Source organism: Nitrospira japonica (assembly GCF_900169565.1).
GTDB lineage: Bacteria > Nitrospirota > Nitrospiria > Nitrospirales > Nitrospiraceae > Nitrospira_C > Nitrospira_C japonica_A.
The window spans coordinates 2,226,433-2,247,094 of sequence record NZ_LT828648.1 but is presented as its reverse complement, the minus strand read 5'-3'; the positions used below and the strand labels follow the sequence as shown (position 1 = coordinate 2,247,094).

Here is a 20,662-nt window from a genome sequence, read left to right as displayed (position 1 = left end):
CGTCACCCGCCGTATTCTCACCGGCTACTTTTTCTGGTAGGTGCCCTGATGACTGATCCAGTCACAGCCCTTGTCCGGATTCGTGTATTCACTCCAGGGCTCCGGCTTGACCAGGCCCTTTGAGCGGGAGACGACCTTGAACTGTCCGTCTTTCAAGATCTCCCCGATGAGCACCGGCTTGTGCGTATGATGGTTGCCGGTGTCCATCATGACCTCGCCGCCCGGCGCGAGAAACTTCTGGCCGTAGACGGCCTTACGAACCTGGTCGACATCGACGGCGCCGGCCTTCTCGACCGCCTGCTTCCACATATAGACTCCGAAATACGCCGCTTCGATCGGATCGTCCGTCACCCGCTTGTCGCCGTCCGGCAGACTGTTCTTCTTGCAATAGGCCTTGAAGTTCGAGACGAACTGCTTGTTTTGCGGCGTATCGACGCTCTGATAATAGTTCCAGGCCGCCAAGTGTCCGACCAGGGCCGTCGTATCCATCCCGCGCAATTCGTCTTCCGCCACGCTGAATGCCATGATCGGCGCATCTTCGGCCCGCAACCCCTGATTGGCAAACTCTTTGTAGAAGGGGACGTTGCTGTCGCCGTTGATGGTGCTGATCACCGCCGCGCCCCCGCCCGCGGCGAACTTCTTAATCTTGCCGACGATGGTCTGATAGTCCTGGTGATGAAACGGGGTGTACTCTTCCATGATGCCGGCTTCCGGAACATGCTTTGCCAGGAGCATGGCACGGAGGATCTTGTTCGTGGTGCGCGGATACACGTAATCGGTCCCCAGCAAATAGAACTTCTTGTAGCTGCCGCCATCCTTGCTCATCAGATATTCCACCGCCGGCACCGCCTGCTGATTCACCGCCGCCCCAGTGTAGAACACGTTCCGGGAGCACTCTTCTCCCTCGTATTGAACCGGATAGAACAGCAATCCGTTGTTTTTTTCGAACACGGGCAGGACGGACTTGCGGCTCACCGAGGTCCAGCATCCGAATACGGCGGACACTTTGTCCTGGAGCAGGAGCTGCTTGGCCTTTTCCGCGAACAGGTCCCAGTTGGAAGCCGGATCCACCACCACCGGTTTTACCTGACGTCCCAACACGCCACCTTTTGCATTGATTTCTTCGATGGCCATGAGGACGACGTCACGGAGCGACACCTCGCTGATCGCCATCGTTCCGCTCAAAGAATGAAGCACGCCGATCTTGATCGGCTCCTTGTCCGCCGCATAAGAGAGCGCCCATTGCCCCAGATTCCCCAGCAGGGCCGCCACACCAACGCCGGCCGTGAGCCTGGCGCCTCGCACCAAAAAATCCCGTCGGGACGGACCGCCGTCCATGGATGGCTCGGTTGATGTAATTTCGGTCTGTTGCTTCTTATTTTCCATCGTCAGATTCCTTTCGCCGTGAACGTGACGCCGGACCATGGGCGATGAACGCCGTCAGGCGGAACGCAGGTTTAGAAGTTGTACCAGGTCGACAACATGAAGTTGTCGCCGGCAAAGCGTTCATTGGTCGACCATTCGGTCATCAGATGGTTCCACTCGAACGACATATAGAAGTCGCTCCAGATGTGACGAACGGCCGTCACATAGGTGCGATGGTTCAGAAGGTACTGGGTGTCCGGACCAGCCACATCCCCTTTCAGATCGGAATTGAGAGGATTGTCGAAGCCGTAGCCCGCAATAAAAGTCGTATCTTTATCATGCGCGTAATCGATTTCGCCCCATCCCACCGTCGTGCGAATCGGTTTTCCGGTTCCGAGGTTGCGATCCTGACCGAACCGGAAGAATTCGACGCCAAGTGCCTGACCGTAGGCAATTTCTCCGGAAAACTTCAACTGCCTGGTGATCGGGACCACCAATTCCCCGCCGATTACATATGAGTTGATGTCTTGACCCGAGGGAATACCACCGACCAAGGCCGTCGGAGCCGAACGATACCAACGATAGGCACCACTCACCGCCACCATCATCCCCTGGAGCTTACCCGTTCCGTTATACCCAAACCTCGTTCCCGTGTACGGCATCTGGACGGGATCATTGAAGGCGTTCTCGGAACAGGCAAAGTTCCCCGTCGGATTGTTGCAGGAGACCGGAGGCACGCCGCCGACGCCATTGCCTGTGAACGGACGCCGCTGCGTCTGCGGTTGGATCGCCGACAGCCCTCGTTCAAACCGGAACACCGTCACGAGCGCATCGATATGCTCGCTGAACTGGTGCCGAACCGTGACCTGCGGGAGACGCTGCCAGAGATTGCCGTTGTAACCCATGATCGAAAAGTCGACAAGATTTGGGTGCAGGCCCATGACCGGCGTCCAGTCCATACCAGCCGTAACACTCGTCCTGCTGTTGTTGGGAGAGTACCGTGCAAACGCAAGGCGAAGGCGCGGGGAGATGTTTCCCGCGTTGTCCGTCTGCGAATAAAAATCCGTTTCGACCACGCCGGTGATCACGTTGGCGCCGTCCGTGCGGTCGGCACGAAGACCGAAGACGCTGTAGCGCGGATTGAACGTCGAGGAGGAATTGCTGCTCTTTCCTGCTGCCGTGGCGTATCCATTGAATTGACCGGGATCGAGCGGATTGGTATTGCGGGTGCTGTAGATGCCGTCCAATTCGATGCGGCCGTATGGAACGATGCTGCCTTTGGCTTGGGCATCATGAGTATGGGTCACGCACCCTCCGCAGATGACCGCGGGAGGAGTCTGCGTTTCACGTGACAGACGACCGCCGCCGGTTGACTCACCTGCACTCTGTCCTTCTTCATTTCCCATAGACGGCTCGGATGAGGCAGGGGGACTCTGCATCTCACGAGACTTGCGACCCGCACCGGTTGATTCTCCCGCGCTCTGTGCCTCCGCAGCCGAGGCGACAGCACTGAAGAGCGCCAGGGTCACTACCGCGACGCCAATGCTTCCAAGTACATGGTGACGTTTTCTTCCGCCCTTCATAACAGTGGATCTCCCTCTTGGTTGACTCAATGCCCTGGCCAGTTGGGATCAGACTTCAATTCAAAATAAAAAAGCGCCCTTCCGGCCCACATGATGGACCAAAAGGACGCCATTGTCCTTTTCTCATGTCCTCGTCTTTGGCGGTCCAGATTCGGACTCCCTTGTCCGCCGCTGAAGCCGTTAGACGGGCGTACTTATAAAAGCTGCCGCCCCCACCTGTCAAGCGGATACTTTCAAGGGTTGAGATCGAGGCCTCCATATCGTCTACCGTGGTCGTGTGCTAGACTGCACGGATGCCCGAGCGAGATTTTCGAATGGGGTTACCTTCTAGTTTCCTGCGTAATGCGGCGGTCGTTTCCATCCTCAGCCTGGCCGCCTGCGCCACGTCCTCGGAACTGGATCTCATGCTACAGGAGTCAGATCGCGGCACCGTCGTTCTCGAACGGATCACCGATCGCTCCTTTCAGGCCGCCCATCCCATCAAGCTTCCCGCCGGCACAGTCGCGCGCGTGTTGCGCGGTGTACTCGTACGGGACGATCAAGGATTTCTGCAGGATATTGGAGTCCGCAAAGCAGATGCCTTACAGGCTTTTTCTGAAGAAGACGTGGCGTACCTGGCTCCGCTGATCACAGACGGACTGAGCCGCGCCGCTTCCGACCAGCAGGTGGGATTCACGGTCAATCAGCAGGGACCGCCGGTCTATTCTCAACGGGTGGGGGCAGCCGTCGGTTCCTCCGAGCCCCCGTTGCGTCTTGCTCCGCCGGAAACCACCGCGGGGTCCATCTATGCGTACGGCCGCTCGCTCTACGTCACCTTGACTCAATATCGATACCGGGTTGAGCGCCCTGATACCATCAATATGCCCAATCGCCGCGTCCCTGACCGCACCGGCCTACTGAATCACACCGTGATGTTCATCCCGGAATCGGCCAAGCGCGACGACAAATATCGAACCGCTCTGTCCACCGATACGACGCTGGTGATCGATTACGAATTACTGGCCGGTCTTCCGCTCGACGCCGGCCGCGAGATCGTACGCCAGCCACCTCCCGCTGCGCCTGCACCCGCGTCCGCCCAAGGCGCACCTGCCAAGGTGGGAGACACGAATAAAAAAGATCCAGAATTGGAAGCTTTGCGAAAGGAACTGGAAGACATCAAACGTCAACTGGCGGATCAAGATACGCGGAGACAGCCGGCTCCACCCAAACCCTCCGGAACACCGAAGTCACCGTAGCTCACGACCGATGCGAATGGACGACCGCTCGCACTCATCCTCGTTGTTTGTCCGCCCGCTCATCCAGTTCTCCCGCCAATAGCACGGCTTCGGCAATTTCCCGCATCGACTTTCTGAGATCCATGCTCTGCCGCTGAATGAGCCTGAAAGCTTCTTCTTCAGACAGTTTTTTGGACCGCATCAGGTAGCCTTTGGCGCGATCGAGCAGCTTTCGCACGGCCAATGCTTCCTGCATTTCAAATGACTTCTCAAGCAGGGTCGTATGTTCGATTGCGATGGCTGCCTGGTTGGCGATCGCCTGCAGCAGCTTGACCTCCTCGCTCGTAAATGAGTACGGCGCAGAGGTATAGCTGTTGATGACACCGACCGCCTTTTCCCTCACGAGCATCGGAACGCACAACAGCGAACACAGTCCTTCCTTCCTCGCCATGTCCGGATACATGTAGTTCGGTTCCTTCATGACGTCGGCCACGATGATCGGCCGCCGTTCTTGTACCGCACGCCCGCTGATGCTTTGCCCGATCTTCAAATTGGGCTTGCGCCGGTAGAGCTCGCTCAGACTCTGCGTCGCTTCGATGCGCAGATCTCCGGTGGCTCCGTCGAGCAACATGATGGAGCAAATTTTCGAGTTCATCATTTGCGCCGTCATGGTAACGAGCAACTGCAGGACGTCCTCGATGAGCCGATTCGACGCGACCGTTTCGGACACCTGGGACAGCGTTTCGACCTGCAATGCTTTGCGTCGCATTTGCTCATACAAACGCGCATTTTCGATGGCACCTCCCACCTGATTGGCGATGGTGGAGAGCAATGCCAGTTCATCGGGGCGATACCGTTTGGGCCGCCGATGTTGCACGTTGATGACCCCGACCACTTCCTTCTTGGCCATGATGGGGACGGACACGAAGGCCTGGTGCCGATCTTCCGGAAGATTATGAAAAAACTTGAAGCGGGAATCGTCGCTGGCATTGCTCGGAATCACCACCCTGGTGCGCTCCTGCGCGACCCAACCGGTAATACCTTCGCCCATGCCGATGGTGATGCGTCCGATCAGCTTCGGATGAGGGTTCTTCGAAGCCCGAAGAATGAGTTCGTCGCCCTTGTCGGACAACAGATATAAGAGACACGCGTCGGCCTTGGTGACTTCAACCACGACTTCGACGATGTGTTTGAGAACCGCTTCAAGGTCCAACGTATTGCTGATGGAATCGGTAATCCGATGCAAGACATCGACTTCGCGGGACTTTTCCCGGAAGGCTTGCTCAAGCTGCGCGATGGATAACGGACGTGTCGACGCCATGGATGATCATCCCAACTGATGCGGCTTACAAGATACTCCGCTGATTGCGAGCCCTGAGGCCCTTGGTATGCTTGACTCGCTTTTTGTACCAGTCCCCGAAGACTTTCTTGTCGACCGGCTTGATGACGGTCTCACCGATCCGCACAGGCCACACGCCGATGACCTGACCGGCCACGGCCTTTTTGTCGTGAAGCATCGCTTCCCAGAGACTCGGCAGAGAAACAGGACCCATCTGATCCGCAAGCCCGGCAAGCCGTACCAGTGACGTGATCCGGTTCACGACGTCCTCTCCGCACAACCCCATAAACGAGGCCACGCTCGCCTCCTGGACCAGCCCGATACCGACCGCCTCCCCGTGTATCAGGCCGCGGTAACCTCCCAACGACTCCAAGGCATGTCCGATCGTATGGCCGTAGTTCAGAGTCCTCCGCCGGTCCGTTTCCCTCTCATCCTCGACGACGATTTGCGCTTTGATCTCGCACGATCGAACAATCACCGGCACAACGGCGGATAGATCCAGTTTCAACAGAGCCGGCATGGTCCGCTCCAGGCTGGAAAACATGGCTTCATCGGCGATAATGCCGTACTTGATCACCTCCGCCAATCCGGCCACCCATTCTCGCCGCGGCAGCGTCCGAAGCGTGTCGGGGTCGATGAACACCGCGCGCGGTTGATGAAAAGCCCCGATCAGGTTTTTGCCCAATCGATGATCCACACCGGTCTTGCCGCCTACACTGGAATCCACTTGTGCCACCAGGGTAGTGGGAATCTGGACGAAAGGGATTCCTCGCAGATAGATCGCCGCGGCAAAGCCGGTGATGTCGCCAACGACCCCGCCTCCGAGCGCGACCAGCATCGATTGGCGATCGAACTTGTGGCGGGCGAGTACATCCAGCACCGTGCCCGCGGTCCTCAAGGTCTTCGATCGTTCTCCCGGAGGAAGAATGATCGCGACCGGCTCCAGTCCCTCTCTCGAAAGAGAACGGCGAAGCCCTGTGAGGTAGCGGGATGCCACATGGGTGTCGGTCACGATTCCCACTTTACGGCCACGCGTGAGCCCTGCAAGACGGCTCCCGACGGTTGGCAATAACCCGGGTTCGACGGCAATCTCATAACTCCGCATTCCCAAATCCACCCGGACAACTTTTTCAGCCTGAAACGGGACGTTGGAAACTTTATCGGACGTTTTTAGCTTCATTCTTCAGCAGGTGGTATGGGCGAGGCTGGGAAATGTCCAAAGGATTTCAAATCTTGAACGATATATCAATGGCTTACGAGAGATGGGATAGTAACACAACCGAGGTACGGGCGAAAGGTCAGAAGCCCGAAACGATCACACGCTGAGGCCGCGGCCGGTTCATCTGATAGAACGCGAAAAGTACGGAAGGCCGAGCTGCTCTCAGCTCGGCCTTCCAAAGACTGAAGACGATCGAGTGGCGGGTTACGTCTTGACGATGGACGGGGTCAGGAAGATCAACAGTTCCTGTTTGGCCACAGATTCCGACTTCGATTTGAAGAGCCAGCCGAGCACAGGAATTCGGGAAAGGTACGGGACTCCTGCCACGTTATTGTTCTGAGTGTCGATGAACACCCCGCCGATGACCATCGTCTCACCGTCCCGGATGATCACCTGGGTGTTGGCTTCGCGACGGTCGATGCTGGGACCGGCCGGATTGCTGCGCGCTCCCACGGCGTTTCTCGTTGCCCGCACGCGCATCAGGATCTGCTTGCCGATCTCTTTCGGGTCACGCGACGTGATCTGCGGCGTCACGTTCAACTCGAGGTTCGCGTCAACGAATGTCGTCTGCGTTCCTTGCAACGATGTCGTTTGGAACGGAATCGATTCGCCCTGTGAGATCTTGGCTTCACGTTTGTCGAGCGTCGTCACCTTCGGCGCAGCGATGACCTTGCTCAGCCCCAACAGTTCTCCCGCGGAAAGCCGCACATCGAGCATCGCGCCATCCGCCTTTCCGAACGTGAACCCGGCGCCCGGCGTCGTGACTAAACCTCCGACGGTGGCGGGAAGATTTACGAGAAAGTCCGACGTCTGGGCTCCGAACGGACCGGCCGTTCCCGATCTGAAGTTGGCCACCCCAAACGACTGGCCGGAATTGAGGTTCTGAACACCCCACTGAACGCCGAGAGACCGAGAATAGGTGGTGTCGGCCTGGACGATACGGGCCTCGATCTGAACTTGAGGCACGGCGAGGTCCAATCCGTCGATCAACTGCTTGAGTACGTTCATCTTGCTCTCGGTGTCTCTGACCACCAGGGCGTTCGTGCCCTGACTGATCTGCATGACACCCCTCGGGCTCAAATTCTGGCGAAGCGCCGTCATGAGTTCCTGCGCCTGAAGATTTCGGACATAGAACACACGATCGACCAGTTCTTCGGCCTTGGTCTTGGCATCCTTGGCTCGAGCCTCTTCATCCTCCTGTCTGGCAATGTTCGACAGGGAGTCGACCCAAAGAATGTTTCCTTGCCTGATCTTTCCCAAACCGTTCATCTTCAGGATCATATCAAGTGCCTGGTCCCAAGGGACGCTGACCAGCTTCATGGTGACCTTGCTCTTGACGCCCTCGCCCACAACGATATTGAAACCGCTTACCTCGGCGATCAACCGCAGGACATTGCTGATGTCGGCCTGCTGAAAATCCAGCGAAATCCGTCGCCCCACGTATCGTGTTTCCCCGAGCACCAGATCTTCTTTGGGCGTGCTTTTTTCAGACTCCTCTCCTCCGACCATCATCTGGGCGGGCCGAACACGGAACGCAGCGGGGATTCGCTGAAGATTGGACGTCCGCACAGTCCGGACGTCTTCCTGCCTGGCGATAAGATTGGCGGTCCGTTCCAACATTTCGGCACGGTTGTTGAGAAGGGTCTGACGATCTCCGCTCTCGACTCGTTCACTCTGATCGGCGACGTTCCCCTTCAAACTGACGACGAGACTGTTGCCGCGTGCTTGAACTGCATATTCAGCATCCGCGTTCATGTCGAGGACGACTCTCACTTTTTCCGCATAGGTTCCTACGCGCACCCGGCGAAGCAAAGGATGATTGACCGTCCAGACCGGCTTTCGGATCGTCGAGGTCACGTTCGGCACATCGATGACGAGCCGACGACCTGCCACGAGATTGGCTTCATGGAGCAAGGATCCATCTCCGGCGATCGTCACGGACACATCCTGGAGATTCCGTTGAATGTCGATGGCGGTCAGGCTGCGGGCAGGCTCCTCAATTGGAGAGACGGCCGAATCGATCGCTGAGGCCGCGTCCACTGAGAGCGCAGGCTGACTGTTGTCGAGGTCGGCCGGGATACCCAGCGAGGGGATCGACAGCTGGAGGCCGACCGCCCCCACCGCAGAAAGAATGCGAACGACCGTGGTTGTGTGCATCGTCTTAGGTGTCATTCTGAACCCTCTTTCGGATGGAGGAGCTTGACGTACTCCCGCTCTTGCTTTCGCCCATAGACATCGGTGAACCGTTCCTGAACCACAATTCCCTTTTCGGTGATGGCGCTGACCACGCCATTGTTTGGCCCGATGCGCGTCCCTTTTCTCACAGCGTAACCATTACCGTCAGGCATTTGGACCATCGCGGTGTACCCGTAGGCTCCCCAAATGACGGCGATCAGATTCATGTCGGTCAATCCGATCCGCTGCAGTGGAGGCACCGTAAGGTCGATCTGACCCGGCACGAGTTGCTGAAGCACCGGAGCGAACGGGTCTCGACGTCCGGAGGGATCATACCCGTTGACCGACAAGGATACGGACGGTTGCTGGGGATCGACCTGCGGCGCGAGACCTTCCGACACGGAAGGCACGACATCCGAGGTAGACCGGATCCCCATATCGGCGGGAGACGGCATCTTCACGGAATCCTGCCGCATTGGTGCCACCTGCTTGGCGTTGATCGCCAGGCCCGGCTGACTCAACGCGATTTCGCCGGATAAGACGATGACGCAGCAGCCTGCCAACAGCGCGGTCGCCTTTGTTACCTGGAACACGAGCATCACCTTCACGTGGTTAACCGCCTTCACTTGCCCTGAGTTGCCGGCACCGCCGCCACGGTCTTGGATTCCTGAGGCGCCGCATACGCGATCAAATCAAATACCGTCTGCGTGACAACGCGGCCTTTATCGCTCTTGGGGCTTCCCATCTTTACACCCGACACGGTCACAATCCTGGGCAAACTGTTGATCCGGTCAAAGAAAAGAGCCGCCGTATGGTATCCGCCGGCAACTTCTACGTTCACCGGCATCCTCACAAAGAGTTTTGAAGGATCCTCCGACTTCACGCTCGGCCTCCAGAGCTTCACGTCAAGTCCAAGGCGGATCGCGAGATCGGAAACCTGTTTGAGCAGCATCACCGCCTCCTCTTCCGGCGGGAGACGCTCCTTCTTTTTGGCCAGTTCGATTTCCAATTGCTTGCTCGCGGCGATCAATTCGTCGAGATGTTTGACCTTGATGGACAGGGTTTGGATGTCTCCATCAAGCTTGCTGATTTCAGACTGGAGCCCGGCGATCTCGGTCGTCTTTGGTTCCACGATGTAGTAGTAGAATCCCACCACTATGCCGGCCAGCGTCAGCACCAGCAATCCGATTTTCTGCGCCAGCGGGACGGTGCGCAGCACTTCCAGATTGATCGCAGGCAAGGTCATCAGCTTATCCCTTCAGTTTAAACGCGAGTTTGAACTGATAGACACTGAGCTGGCTTTCCGTGGCGGAACGGCTCTCCTGAAGATCGATGGCGGTAAAATAATCGGTTCGCCGAAGATTGTTGACGAACTCCACCACGTCGTCATTGGACAGGGCACGTCCCTCCAAGTCGATGTTCTGGCCGTTGACACCGATACGAACCAACCAGAGCTTCAAGGGGTCGAGACTCTGACTCACATGGTCCAATACCTTGACCGGACCAACACGAGATTTTTCCAACTGATCAATAATACGGTTCTTGTCTTCCAGGTGCCGCTTACGCTGCTCAAAGTCCGCGACTTGCTTGACCTGCTCGTTCAGGGATGCCACCTGTTTGGTCTTGTCGCTCTTCTCGGTCTGTCGGACTTCCAATTCCTCGTCCAGAGACGCAGAGTACCACCAGCAACCGGCGATCGTGATGATGAAAAGGCCGACCCCGAGCATGGCTTGTGCACGAACATCATACTGAGGCTTCGCCTTTCGCCCCTTTGGCCCGGGCAATAGATTGATGCGAATCATCGGTCCCCTACCGATCTCAGAGCCAAACCGACTCCGACCGCGGCGATCGGAGCCATCTCCGCAAGAGTGGCTTGATCCATGTCACACCCTGACGTGTCGATTTCTCCGAACGGATTGGCAATCTCGACCATGGCGTTCATACGGTCGCGCAACTGCTGCTCGAGACCTGCCACTTGAGCGCCGCCTCCGCACAGCACCACGTGCTGAACTTCGGCATCGGACATCGTGGACTTGAAGTAATCCACCGTACGCGCGATTTCCGAAGCCACTTCGGCATTGACGCTGTCGATCACGCCCGTGACGGCCTGACTCGAACCGGCACTGCGGCCACCCTTTTTCGTTTCCTCGGCGTCTTCATACGAGAGCCCTAACTCCCGTTGCATCGCTTCGGTGTAGCGGTTTCCTCCGATCGGAATATCTCGGGTAAACACCGAGACACCGCCGCGCACGATGTTGATGTTCATCACGCTCGCGCCGATGTTGACGAGGGCGGTGGTGTCCTCCTGAGACACGGGGTAACTGATCGCGTGCATGTTCTCGATGGCAAATGCATCGACGTCCATGACCATGGGAAACAGACCGGCTCCCTTGACCAATTCCGTCAACTCGTTGATCTTGTCCTTCTTTGCCGCCACAAGAATCACGGACATCTCGCCTTCCTCCGCATCGCCCTCCGACGGGGGAAGCACGTGAAAATCGATGTTCACTTCGTTGATGTCAAAAGGAATGTATTGCTCCGCGGCGAGTCTGACCTGCCCCTCGAGCTCATCGTCCGGCATCGGGGGGAGACTGATTTTTTTCATGATGACCGCATGGCCGGATATGGAAACGGCCACCTGCTTCACCTTGACCTTCAATTCTTCGAACAGCTCCTTGATTGCCGAGACAACCCGTCCCTCATCCATGACCGTTCCATCGACGATCACCTCAGGTTCGAGCGGCTTGACGCCGAATTTCTGCAACAGATAGCGTCCGCGATGTTCTTTGAGCTGGACAAGCTTGATGCCGCTTGACCCGATGTCCAGCCCCACGAGCTGACGCTTCGGGGTAAGCATCGAAAAGATATCGGTTTCCACCAGACTTTTAAGGGAATTCAGCATACGCGCCTCAGACTGTATCTCACTTCATGCAACCGGCAAAATCATTTTTCGATTTCTTGCATCGCATGATCACCGCTGAGCCTGTCACGAAAACGATGCCACCAGAGCGGAAATCGTTACGACACAGGCCAAGTATAGTTCATGTCTCTCATGTGTCAAGAAATCGAAAGAAATGGAGGCTGCGCTTTCAGCGAAATGGATGCAATCTGATGCGATCCAGGGAGGAGGAACTGGAGGGGCGGGCCGTTATTTACCTAAATCCCGATGGACGACGGTGCTCGGATAGCCAGCCGCAGCAAAGCTTTCCTGCAATCGCTTGGCCACGGACACTGATCGATGCCGGCCGCCCGTACAGCCAATCGCGACATTGAGGTAGCTGCGACGTTCTCGCTCAAAAAGCGGGATGAGGAACTTGAACAGTTGCTCCAAATGGCTGATGAATGCCACCGCATCGGGATCGGCCAGGACGAATGCCCTGACCCGCTGATCCTCCCCGGTTAGGGGCTTGAGTTCCGGAACGAAGAATGGATTACGCAGAAATCTGACGTCGAAGAGCAGATCGATATCATAGGGAACGCCGAACTTATAGCCGAAAGAGATGATGGAGATCGTCAACCGGCGTGGGACGCTGTCCTGACTGAACTGTCTCGCGAGCAGATCACGCAGTTCATGGACCGTCAAATCTGACGTGTCGATAATGCGATCCGCATGGCGCCGCAACTCGGCAAGACGTTCCTTCTCAAATCTCACGCCCTCCAGCACCGGGAGATCCGGGAGCAGCGGATGCGGCCTTCGAGACTCCGAAAACCTTCTGACCAAGACTTCTTCCCGGGCCTCCAGAAACAAGAGCTCGACAGAATGTCCCAAGGCCCTCACCCGGTCCAGCACACCGACCAGATCGGTGAAGAACACGCGCTCGCGCACGTCGATGCCCAACGCCACGTTTCTGATCTCGCCGCCTTGCTGATGACACAGCTCGACGAACGGAGGAAGGAGGGCGGGAGGCAAATTGTCGATGCAAAAGTATCCGACGTCCTCGAACGATTTCAGCGCGTGCGACTTACCCGCCCCAGAGAGACCGCTGATCACCACGAGCTTTAATCCGGGCATCACAGACTCTTGTCTTATGGATCGATGAGCACGATCTTGCCGCTCTCGGCTCTTCTCAAGATCTGCAGCTTCCCAGACTCGGCGCATGTAAACACCATGATCGAGCCGGGCAGATCGTCCAGGCGGCTTGACGCCGCGGCGCGGGACAGGACGGAAACTTTTGGCCGCACGACCTCTATGTCCTGTTCGACCGAATCAGGAGGCACGAACGGCACCCGGCGGGCCGCCGACTTTTTCCCTTTATGCTCCGTCCGCCGCTCCTTGTACTTGCGAATTTGTGTTTCAAGCCGATCAACCAATTGGTCGATCGTCATGTACATTTCACGAGTTGACGTCTTGGCCTGGAACTGTTTTCTATTCACGGAACAGAGCGCCTCCGCCGTGTGCTGCAGCTTATTCACGCCGAGCGTGATCTGCATGCGATCCAGCAGCACCCCGTATCGATCCAACCGTTCGAACTTTTCGCGGATATGACGTTTGAGCGCGGGAGTTATGACCAAATGCCTGCCTGTAATCTTCATGCAGCTGCTCCTATTGGTGATTCATCTTGGCTGATGTGGCGGGTGCTGGGAAGGGCGACCACAGAACGGCCCACGACTATAAGACACATGATGTTCGTCGGCCGGCCGGAATTAGGCATCGGGCATCCGACTGGGATGACCGTGCGGCTTGCGTCCCATTGCCTAGAAAAACTGTTTGCGTTGCGTCGCAGGAGGAATGTTCTCCTCTGCCCGGTACTTCGCAACCGTTCGTCGGGCGATCAGCACCTGTTGCTCACGGAGACGTGCGGCGATTTCCTCATCTTTCAACGGGTGGCGGGCATCCTCGGCTGCAACCATCTTGCGGATCATTTCACGTACGGTCACGGACGAGAGCATATCGCTCGGTTGATCCGCACGCTGCAAGCCCGCATTGAAGAAGAACTTGAGTTCCAGCATGCCTTGCGGACAATACATATACTTGTTCGCCGTCACCCTGCTGATGGTCGACTCGTGCATACCGATGTCCTCGGCAACCTGCTTGAGCACCAACGGTTTCAGGTACTGCACCCCGTGTTCGAAGAACTGCTCCTGGAACTTGACGATGCTGGAAACGACCTTGACGATGGTCTTGTTGCGCTGTTCGATGCTGCGGATCACCCATTGGGCGGCGCGGAGACGTTCGTCCAGGTACGCCTTTGTTTCAGTGGATCCGCTTTGCCCGGAAGCCATGAGCTGTTTGTAGTACGGGCTGATCCTCATGCGGGGGAGGCCGTCGTCATTGAGCAATACGACCCATTCTCCTTCGTTCTTCACGACGAAAACGTCCGGCACAATGACATAATTCTGGGTATTGTCGAAGGGACGGCCCGGCTTCGGTTCGAGCCCCTCGATCACTTTTGTGGCCTGTAACACTTCCTCTATCGTTACGTCGAGAGCTTTGGCCACTCGGGCATATTGCTTCTTCTCGAGATCTTTAAGATGGTGAAGGATGATCGCCTCGATGATCGACCCCTTCAATGCGCCAGGACGTGCTCCCAACGAGCCGATGGGGCTTCGACCCAGGTGTCCCAATTGTAGGAGGAGACATTCCGGCAAGTCACGGGCGCCGACCCCCGTTGGATCGAAGGTCTGAATGTCCTTGAGCACCGATTCGACTTCCGCTTCGGCAAACTCGGTTCCGCTGATGACTTCCGACAGGGGCATGCGCAGATAGCCGTCGTCGTCAAGATTGCCGATCAGCAACCGGCCGATGACCTTCTGTTGTTCGGACAAGCCGGACAGAGACAGCTGCCAGAGCAGATGGTCCTCAAGAGACGTGGCCTTCCGCATGTTCTGTTCATACGAAGGAAAGTCGTCGGATGACGAGGACTGCCGCTCGCCGCTTCCCGTCCGTCGGTCGGTCTGGAAATATTCCTCCCAGCCTGCCGCTGAAGCTTCGTCGGGGGTGTCGCGTTCTTCAGGGGTCGATTCCTCGGACTCGGCCGTCTCGGAATTGCTGGATGCGGAGGCGGCGGCATCTTCCCCCTGTTCGTCGGCGGAGCTTCCTTCATTTTCCTCGGCTTCGGCCGGCAACTCGTCCAGCATCGGATTGTCCATCAAATGCTGCACAAGACTTTGCTGCAGTTCCAATCGTGACAATTGCAGCAGCTTGATCGCCTGCTGCAATTGCGGCGTCATGATGAGCTTTTGGCTGAGCTTCAGGTCAAGTCGCAGTTTCATCGACACCGTATTCGTTCCTTATAACTTGAATCGATCGCCGAGATAGACAGCTCTGGCCGTTTCACTTCTCACAATAGCTTCGGGGGACCCTGCCTCCAGAATCAAGCCCTCATTGATGATGTACGCACGATCCGTTATGGAAAGCGTTTCCTGAACGTTGTGATCGGTGATGAGGATCCCGATGCCCTTTTCCTTCAGCCGAGTGATGATCTGCTGAATGTCCGCCACGGCGATAGGATCGATCCCGGCAAACGGCTCGTCCAGCAACATGAACGAGGGATTGGTCGCCAACGCCCTGGTAATTTCGAGCCGCCGACGTTCGCCACCGGACAACGCATAGGCCATGCTCGTCCGAATATGTCCGAGATCCAGCTCCTTTAGCAAGATCTCCACACGCTCGGCCCGCTCCGACCGAGAGTAATCCAGCATTTCGAGAATAGCCAGAATATTGTCCTCGACGGACAAACGCCGGAAAATCGACGATTCCTGCGGGAGATACCCAATCCCTTTGCGGGCGCGTTTATACATGGGCAAGCTCGTCAGAGGCTCACCATCCAGTGTAATCGTCCCTTCGTCCGGCTGTGTGAGCCCCACCATCATGTCGAAAATCGTCGTTTTGCCTGCTCCGTTCGGTCCAAGCAGACCGACGACTTCGCCGGCGTGAACTTCCACGGACACCCCTTTGACGACTTTCCGCGAACGAAAGCTCTTCATCAATCCCGTGGCCTGAAGAGCGGTCTTTCGAGACCCGGATCCGGCAGCGGTGGACGCTGTCGCAGACGCGTGCGCCACTTCGGTCACTTGGCTTCCCCCTCGGGCTCGATCCGCACGTGAGAACCCCCTTCAACGACGCTCCGATCCTCGGCCAGAAACATGGTAATCTGCTTCCCGCTCACTCTGGTTCCTTTTTCCCAGGCCACAGGCGATCCGGTCAGAACGATCTTATCCTCTTCTCGATAATACACCGCTTTTTCACAGGTGGCGTTTCCGCTGTCGCGCTCGATTTTCACACGGCCGATCGCTTCGATCCTATTCACCGCCCGGTTCGAAACCGTGTCCGGCCCTTTTCGCGGCGATGCCGTCTCCCGACCTTTCCGATCCTCGGTTCCGTTGGATTGCGCGGAGCCGAATGAGACGATCATCCGATCGGAATAGACCACCAAGGTACCGCGCGTCAATACGACCGTCCCCTCGAAAATCGCCTGGCTGTCCTGATTCTTGACGGTCATCTTTTTTGACGTGATGGTCGTACTGACAGTCTGATCGGCGCCCGCAGTCACCGGGGCAGCCAGCGACGGATGAGCGGCAACAACGACACCGGCGAGCGCAACGCTAAGAAACAGGAGACACTTCAACATGCACGTCCTCGAGCACTTCGAATTCTTCCCGGTCCATATGACCCAACAAGCCGACACCGGTTACGTCCAGTCCGTGTCCGACGATCCGGACAGGATCGCCCGTTCGAATCTCCCTCGTTGCATCGGTCCAGGACAAATGATTCGTATAGATGGTATACCCGCTCTGCGTGCGGAGGACCAGCGGCTCGAGCCGGTTGGCCAAGATAAAATTCTTCGTGTCCGTGTTGAGTGTGCCTTCATCGCCTTCTACGGTGAGTTCCTTACCCGCCTGTCCGAAGAGTGTGACGGCGACCGTATCGAGGAGGGCCTGTTTTTTCTGTTCAAATAACCGGGCCTGCTTGGCGTCCACCTGCCACTGTACCTTGTCGCCTTTGGTTTGCGTGAAGGTGAAGCGGGAGATGGTGGCGTCGGCCTGATCCATCCCGCCGGTCTGTCTCGTCGGTGGAGGCGCGGCGGTCGAATTGGTCATAAGGAGGTAGACAAGATAACAGGCCAACACAACGCTCAACCCGAGAAGGCCTCGCTGCGCCAGCGTTCTCCACACGTTAGATATCTTGCTCCCAACTCAGAACGGTTACTGGCACGATAGTAGCATTCGGATCAGAGCAAGTAAACTTCTCCCCTGGCGGATGAACCGTTTCGCCGAGAACCCGGCGCACGAACGATATCTGATGTTTGTGGAGCGCTTGATGTAAAGACAACGGGCCGCTGGAACTCAGGAGAGTCCCAGCGACCTGTTACTGAACTAGGATTTCTCGGCTGGAGTGGCCGGAGAAGCTGGTTTCGCGGCCGGCGCCTCGGTGCGGGACACCAATTCGATCGCGACCAATTCGGCGGCATCACCAATCCGCCTCCTGGTCTTCACCATCCTGGTATAACCGCCCGGCCGATCCTTAAATCGCGTCGCGACGTCGCTGAAGAGCTTCGTGACGACCGCCTTGCTTCGGAGAAAGCTGAGGGCCCGTCTGCGAGCTGGCAACGAACCGTCTTTGCCGAGCGTAATCATGCGGTCGGTAAACCCACGGATTTCCTTCGCCTTGGCTTCCGTCGTTTCGATCCGCTCGTGTTCGAGCAACGACGTGACCAGACTTCTGAACAACGCCCAGCGATGCTTGGTCTGTCGACCGAGTTGTCTGCCTTTTTTTCTGTGCCGCACGGTTCCCTCTTCTTCGTTATTCGATCGGCTTGGGATTGCCGTTTGAGGGCAATGCGTCCAGCTTCACCCCCAGGCCCAATCCCATTTCGGTCAGGATTTCCTTGATCTCATTCAGAGACTTCTTGCCGAAGTTCTTGGTCTTCAGCATCTCCGCTTCCGTCTTCTGCACCAGATCGGCGATCGTCTTGATGTTGGCATTTTTCAGGCAGTTGGCCGCCCGGACGGACAGTTCCAGCTCGTTGACGCTACGGAACAGGTTCTTGTTGATCTCGCGTTGCGCATCTTCACCGGCCAGTTCCCCACGGCCTTCCACCCGTGCTTCGGGATTGATGAAAATGTCGACGTGATCCCGCAAAATTCCAGCGGCCGTCGATAGCGCATCCCGCGGCGAGATCGTTCCGTCGGTCCAAACTTCCAAAGTCAGCTTGTCATAATCGGTCATGCGCCCCACGCGGGCATTTTCAACCTGAAAGTTAACTCGCTTGATGGGCGAAAAAATAGAATCAATCGCAATCACGCCGATGGGCAAGCCCTCTTCCTTGTTGCGCTCAGCCGGCACATATCCACGGCCGTGCTTCACCGTCATTTCCATATCCAATGTCGCGTCCTTATCCAACGTGGCGATATGGAGATTCGGGGTCAGAATCGTGATGTCGGCGTCATGAACGATGTCCGAGCCTTTCGCTTCGCCCGGTCCCTTTTTCTTGAGACGGATGGTCTTGGGCTTGTCGGTATGGAGCGCCAACCGAAGTCCCTTCACGTTCAGGATGATCGAGGTGACGTCCTCGGTCACGCCGGGAATCGTAGAAAACTCGTGCAAGACCCCTTCGATCTTCACGGTCGTGACGGCTGCACCGGTCAACGAAGAAAGCAGTACCCGTCGCAACGCGTTGCCTACCGTCGTCCCAAATCCCCGCTCAAAGGCCTCGGTCGAAAACCGACCGAACGTCGGAGACATGGTTTCTTTGTCGACTTCGACCCGCAACGGGATCTGGAAGTCCTTCATCGCTTTAATCATGAGTCCCCCTTCATCGTGTCAGCGCCTGCATGACCCCGGCGAAGCATTCTGCAGGGGAGCGGCGCCGTATGAAGTCATCGTTACCGTGAATAGAGTTCGACGACCATCTGCTCGTTAACCGGCAATGTAATCTGATCCTTCGTCGGAAGGGCGCGGACCGTGCCCGTAAAGCCGGCCTTGTCCAATTCCAGCCACTCCGGTACGCCCCGACCATCGACCGATTCCAACGCCGCCTGGATGGTGACCAAATTTCGGCTTCGCTCACGCACGGCCACCACGTCTCCGGCCCGAACCAGTGCGCCGGGGACATTCAGTTTCCGGCCGTTGACCGTCACATGACCGTGGCTCACCAGCTGGCGCGCTTCACGTCGCGACGCACCGAAGCCAAGTCGATAGGCCACGTTGTCGAGTCGTGATTCGAGCAGGCGCAGCAGCGCTTCGCCGGTGACGCCCGTCTGCCGCTCGGCCCGTTCAAAGACGCCCCGGAACTGCCGTTCCTGCAACCCATAAATCCGCCGTAATTTCTGTTTTTCCCGAAGCTGGAGGCTGTAGTCCGACGTACGCTGCCGCCCCTGCCCGTGTTGGCCTGGCGGATAGCTGCGCCGCTCGATGGCACACTTCTCCGTCATGCAGCGGGAGCCTTTCAGAAACAGCTTCTCCCCCTCACGCCGGCACAACCGACAGACAGGACCTCGATACTTTGCCACTTCTCTACCTCCGGTTACCGGACACCAACTGTCGGTGTCCTCACATGCTTGTCTTTAACTTCCAGCACCGCTCATGCCGCTTTATACGCGACGGCGCTTCGGCGGCCTGCATCCGTTGTGCGGAATAGGCGTCACATCACGAATGAGATTGATCCGAAGCCCCGCTCCTTGGAGCGAGCGAATCGCCGATTCGCGGCCGGAGCCCGGGCCGTTCACGTAGACGTCGACCTGACGCATTCCGCTTTCCATCGCCTTTCGAGCGGCGGCTTCACCTGCGCGTTGCGCGGCGAATGGCGTGCTCTTGCGCGACCCCTTGAATCCTTGATTGCCGGCGCTCGCCCAGACGACGGTATTGCCGCTCATATCGGTGATCGTCACGATGGTGTTATTGAACGAGGCCTGCACATGCGCGATCCCGCTCTGGACGATCCGTCGTTCCTTCTTCTTCCCTTTTTTTACACTCATGGAAGTCCCTTTGCCGCGAATGGATTAAGTGGTGGAGGCCGGACGAGCTGCCGGTCTCGGCTTGCTTCCGACTCCTGCGCGACGCCCCTTGCGGGTTCTCGCATTGGTCTTTGAGCGCTGACCGCGAACGGGCAGCCCTTTGCGATGACGCAACCCGCGATAGGTGCCGGTATCGATCAAGCGCTTGATGTTCATCGAAAAGGTCTTCCGGAGATCACCCTCGACCTGATACTCCTGATCGATGATCTCGCGGATCTTTACGATTTGGTCTTCACTGAGATCCTTCACACGGACGGCTCCGTCGATTCCGGCCTTATCGAGAATAGTCCGGGCAGCGGCCCGGCCGATGCCGAACACATAAGTCAGGCCGATATCCGACCGTTTCTCTCTGGGCAAATCCACTCCGGCGATTCTAGCCATATGTACTCCGTTTGCTTACTGACTCACTGGTGCGAGAAGCAGGACGACCCGCCTCAGGCCTATCCTTGCCGTTGTTTATGCCGCGGATTCTCGCAGAGGATCCGCACGACGCCCCGGCGTCTGACCACCTTGCACTTCGCACAGATCGGCTTGACGGACGATTTCACTTTCATAGCTCTTCCGATGCTCCTACTTGAACCGATACGTAATGCGCCCGCGCGTTAAATCGTACGGAGACATTTCCACCGTGACTTTATCGCCGGGCAGGATGCGAATAAAATGCATGCGCATCTTTCCTGAAATGTGCGCCAGAATCTTGTGACCGTTCTCGAGTTGCACACGAAACATCGCGTTCGGTAAGGTTTCAGCCACGGTCCCCTGAATCTCGATGATGTCTTCCTTGGGCACGAACCTCGTATCCTTTCTCCCG

Annotated in this window: 23 protein-coding genes; 1 reads left to right on the top strand and 22 read right to left on the bottom strand. The window is 57.2% G+C overall.

Features of this window, described 5'->3' with window-relative positions; all coding sequences use genetic code 11:
• Positions 1-24 precede the first annotated feature (24 nt).
• Positions 25-1,338 (bottom strand): urea ABC transporter substrate-binding protein, encoded by a 1,314-nt coding sequence (gene urtA / locus NSJP_RS10870; protein WP_080888566.1) that lies wholly within the window; start codon positions 1,336-1,338, stop codon positions 25-27.
• A gap of 119 nt (positions 1,339-1,457) precedes the next feature.
• A complete protein-coding gene (locus NSJP_RS10865) occupies positions 1,458-2,672 on the bottom strand; it encodes a hypothetical protein (RefSeq protein ID WP_155970103.1) in 1,215 nt (404 codons plus the stop codon).
• A gap of 590 nt (positions 2,673-3,262) precedes the next feature.
• On the opposite strand from NSJP_RS10865, the gene NSJP_RS10860 reads away from it, so the two are divergent.
• Positions 3,263-4,183 carry a hypothetical protein gene (locus NSJP_RS10860; protein WP_080886920.1) on the top strand — a complete coding sequence of 307 codons (921 nt, stop codon included), beginning with the start codon at positions 3,263-3,265 and terminating at the stop codon, positions 4,181-4,183.
• A 34-nt stretch (positions 4,184-4,217) separates the two neighbouring features.
• Here the strand turns inward: NSJP_RS10860 and NSJP_RS10855 are convergent, their stop codons facing one another.
• From NSJP_RS10855 to infA, 20 genes are all read right to left on the bottom strand, one after another.
• Positions 4,218-5,483, bottom strand: a complete 1,266-nt coding sequence (locus tag NSJP_RS10855; protein ID WP_080886919.1) for a GAF and ANTAR domain-containing protein — start codon at positions 5,481-5,483, stop codon at positions 4,218-4,220.
• 25 nt (positions 5,484-5,508) lie between these two features.
• A complete protein-coding gene (gene aroB, locus NSJP_RS10850) occupies positions 5,509-6,681 on the bottom strand; it encodes a 3-dehydroquinate synthase (protein ID WP_080886918.1) in 1,173 nt (390 codons plus the stop codon).
• Positions 6,682-6,924: 243 nt separating this feature from the next.
• Complete coding sequence (pilQ, locus tag NSJP_RS10845) at positions 6,925-8,892, bottom strand: type IV pilus secretin family protein (protein ID WP_080886917.1); 1,968 nt, start codon at positions 8,890-8,892, stop codon at positions 6,925-6,927.
• Positions 8,889-9,494, bottom strand: a complete 606-nt coding sequence (locus NSJP_RS10840) for a pilus assembly protein PilP (protein WP_231989537.1) — start codon at positions 9,492-9,494, stop codon at positions 8,889-8,891. The genes pilQ and NSJP_RS10840 overlap by 4 nt, the downstream gene beginning before the upstream one ends.
• Positions 9,495-9,517: 23 nt before the next feature.
• Positions 9,518-10,141, bottom strand: a complete 624-nt coding sequence (locus tag NSJP_RS10835; RefSeq protein WP_080886915.1) for a type IV pilus inner membrane component PilO — start codon at positions 10,139-10,141, stop codon at positions 9,518-9,520.
• Between the two features lie 4 nt (positions 10,142-10,145).
• Positions 10,146-10,697: a PilN domain-containing protein gene (locus tag NSJP_RS10830; RefSeq protein ID WP_080886914.1), complete on the bottom strand. Its 552-nt coding sequence runs from the start codon at positions 10,695-10,697 to the stop codon at positions 10,146-10,148.
• Positions 10,694-11,797 carry a type IV pilus assembly protein PilM gene (gene pilM / locus NSJP_RS10825; protein WP_197685397.1) on the bottom strand — a complete coding sequence of 368 codons (1,104 nt, stop codon included), beginning with the start codon at positions 11,795-11,797 and terminating at the stop codon, positions 10,694-10,696. The genes NSJP_RS10830 and pilM overlap by 4 nt, the downstream gene beginning before the upstream one ends.
• Before the next feature lie 246 nt (positions 11,798-12,043).
• A complete protein-coding gene (rapZ, locus tag NSJP_RS10820) occupies positions 12,044-12,907 on the bottom strand; it encodes an RNase adapter RapZ (RefSeq protein WP_080886913.1) in 864 nt (287 codons plus the stop codon).
• A gap of 14 nt (positions 12,908-12,921) precedes the next feature.
• Positions 12,922-13,428 carry a ribosome hibernation-promoting factor, HPF/YfiA family gene (gene hpf, locus NSJP_RS10815; protein ID WP_080886912.1) on the bottom strand — a complete coding sequence of 169 codons (507 nt, stop codon included), beginning with the start codon at positions 13,426-13,428 and terminating at the stop codon, positions 12,922-12,924.
• A 162-nt stretch (positions 13,429-13,590) separates the two neighbouring features.
• Positions 13,591-15,108 (bottom strand): RNA polymerase factor sigma-54, encoded by a 1,518-nt coding sequence (rpoN, locus tag NSJP_RS10810; protein ID WP_080886911.1) that lies wholly within the window; start codon positions 15,106-15,108, stop codon positions 13,591-13,593.
• 18 nt (positions 15,109-15,126) lie between these two features.
• A complete protein-coding gene (gene lptB / locus NSJP_RS10805; protein WP_269457725.1) occupies positions 15,127-15,900 on the bottom strand; it encodes an LPS export ABC transporter ATP-binding protein in 774 nt (257 codons plus the stop codon).
• 5 nt (positions 15,901-15,905) lie between these two features.
• Complete coding sequence (locus NSJP_RS10800; protein ID WP_080886909.1) at positions 15,906-16,466, bottom strand: LptA/OstA family protein; 561 nt, start codon at positions 16,464-16,466, stop codon at positions 15,906-15,908.
• Positions 16,441-17,010: an LPS export ABC transporter periplasmic protein LptC gene (gene lptC, locus NSJP_RS10795; RefSeq protein WP_080886908.1), complete on the bottom strand. Its 570-nt coding sequence runs from the start codon at positions 17,008-17,010 to the stop codon at positions 16,441-16,443. Before lptC ends, NSJP_RS10800 begins: the two co-directional genes overlap by 26 nt.
• Positions 17,011-17,211: 201 nt before the next feature.
• Complete coding sequence (gene rplQ / locus NSJP_RS10790; protein WP_080886907.1) at positions 17,212-17,622, bottom strand: 50S ribosomal protein L17; 411 nt, start codon at positions 17,620-17,622, stop codon at positions 17,212-17,214.
• Between the two features lie 16 nt (positions 17,623-17,638).
• Positions 17,639-18,640 (bottom strand): DNA-directed RNA polymerase subunit alpha, encoded by a 1,002-nt coding sequence (locus NSJP_RS10785; RefSeq protein WP_080886906.1) that lies wholly within the window; start codon positions 18,638-18,640, stop codon positions 17,639-17,641.
• Positions 18,641-18,720: 80 nt separating this feature from the next.
• Entirely contained in the window at positions 18,721-19,347 is a 627-nt protein-coding gene (rpsD, locus tag NSJP_RS10780; RefSeq protein WP_080886905.1) for a 30S ribosomal protein S4, read from the bottom strand.
• Positions 19,348-19,428: 81 nt separating this feature from the next.
• The gene (gene rpsK / locus NSJP_RS10775; protein WP_080886904.1) at positions 19,429-19,812 is read right to left on the bottom strand and encodes a 30S ribosomal protein S11; all 384 of its coding nucleotides are present in this window, start codon (positions 19,810-19,812) and stop codon (positions 19,429-19,431) included.
• A 24-nt stretch (positions 19,813-19,836) separates the two neighbouring features.
• Positions 19,837-20,232: a 30S ribosomal protein S13 gene (gene rpsM / locus NSJP_RS10770; RefSeq protein WP_080886903.1), complete on the bottom strand. Its 396-nt coding sequence runs from the start codon at positions 20,230-20,232 to the stop codon at positions 19,837-19,839.
• Positions 20,233-20,291: 59 nt separating this feature from the next.
• On the bottom strand, positions 20,292-20,405 hold the full coding sequence (gene rpmJ, locus NSJP_RS10765; RefSeq protein ID WP_080886902.1) for a 50S ribosomal protein L36: 114 nt from the start codon (positions 20,403-20,405) through the stop codon (positions 20,292-20,294).
• Positions 20,406-20,421: 16 nt separating this feature from the next.
• Positions 20,422-20,640: a translation initiation factor IF-1 gene (infA, locus tag NSJP_RS10760; RefSeq protein WP_080886901.1), complete on the bottom strand. Its 219-nt coding sequence runs from the start codon at positions 20,638-20,640 to the stop codon at positions 20,422-20,424.
• Between the last annotated feature and the right edge of the window lie 22 nt (positions 20,641-20,662).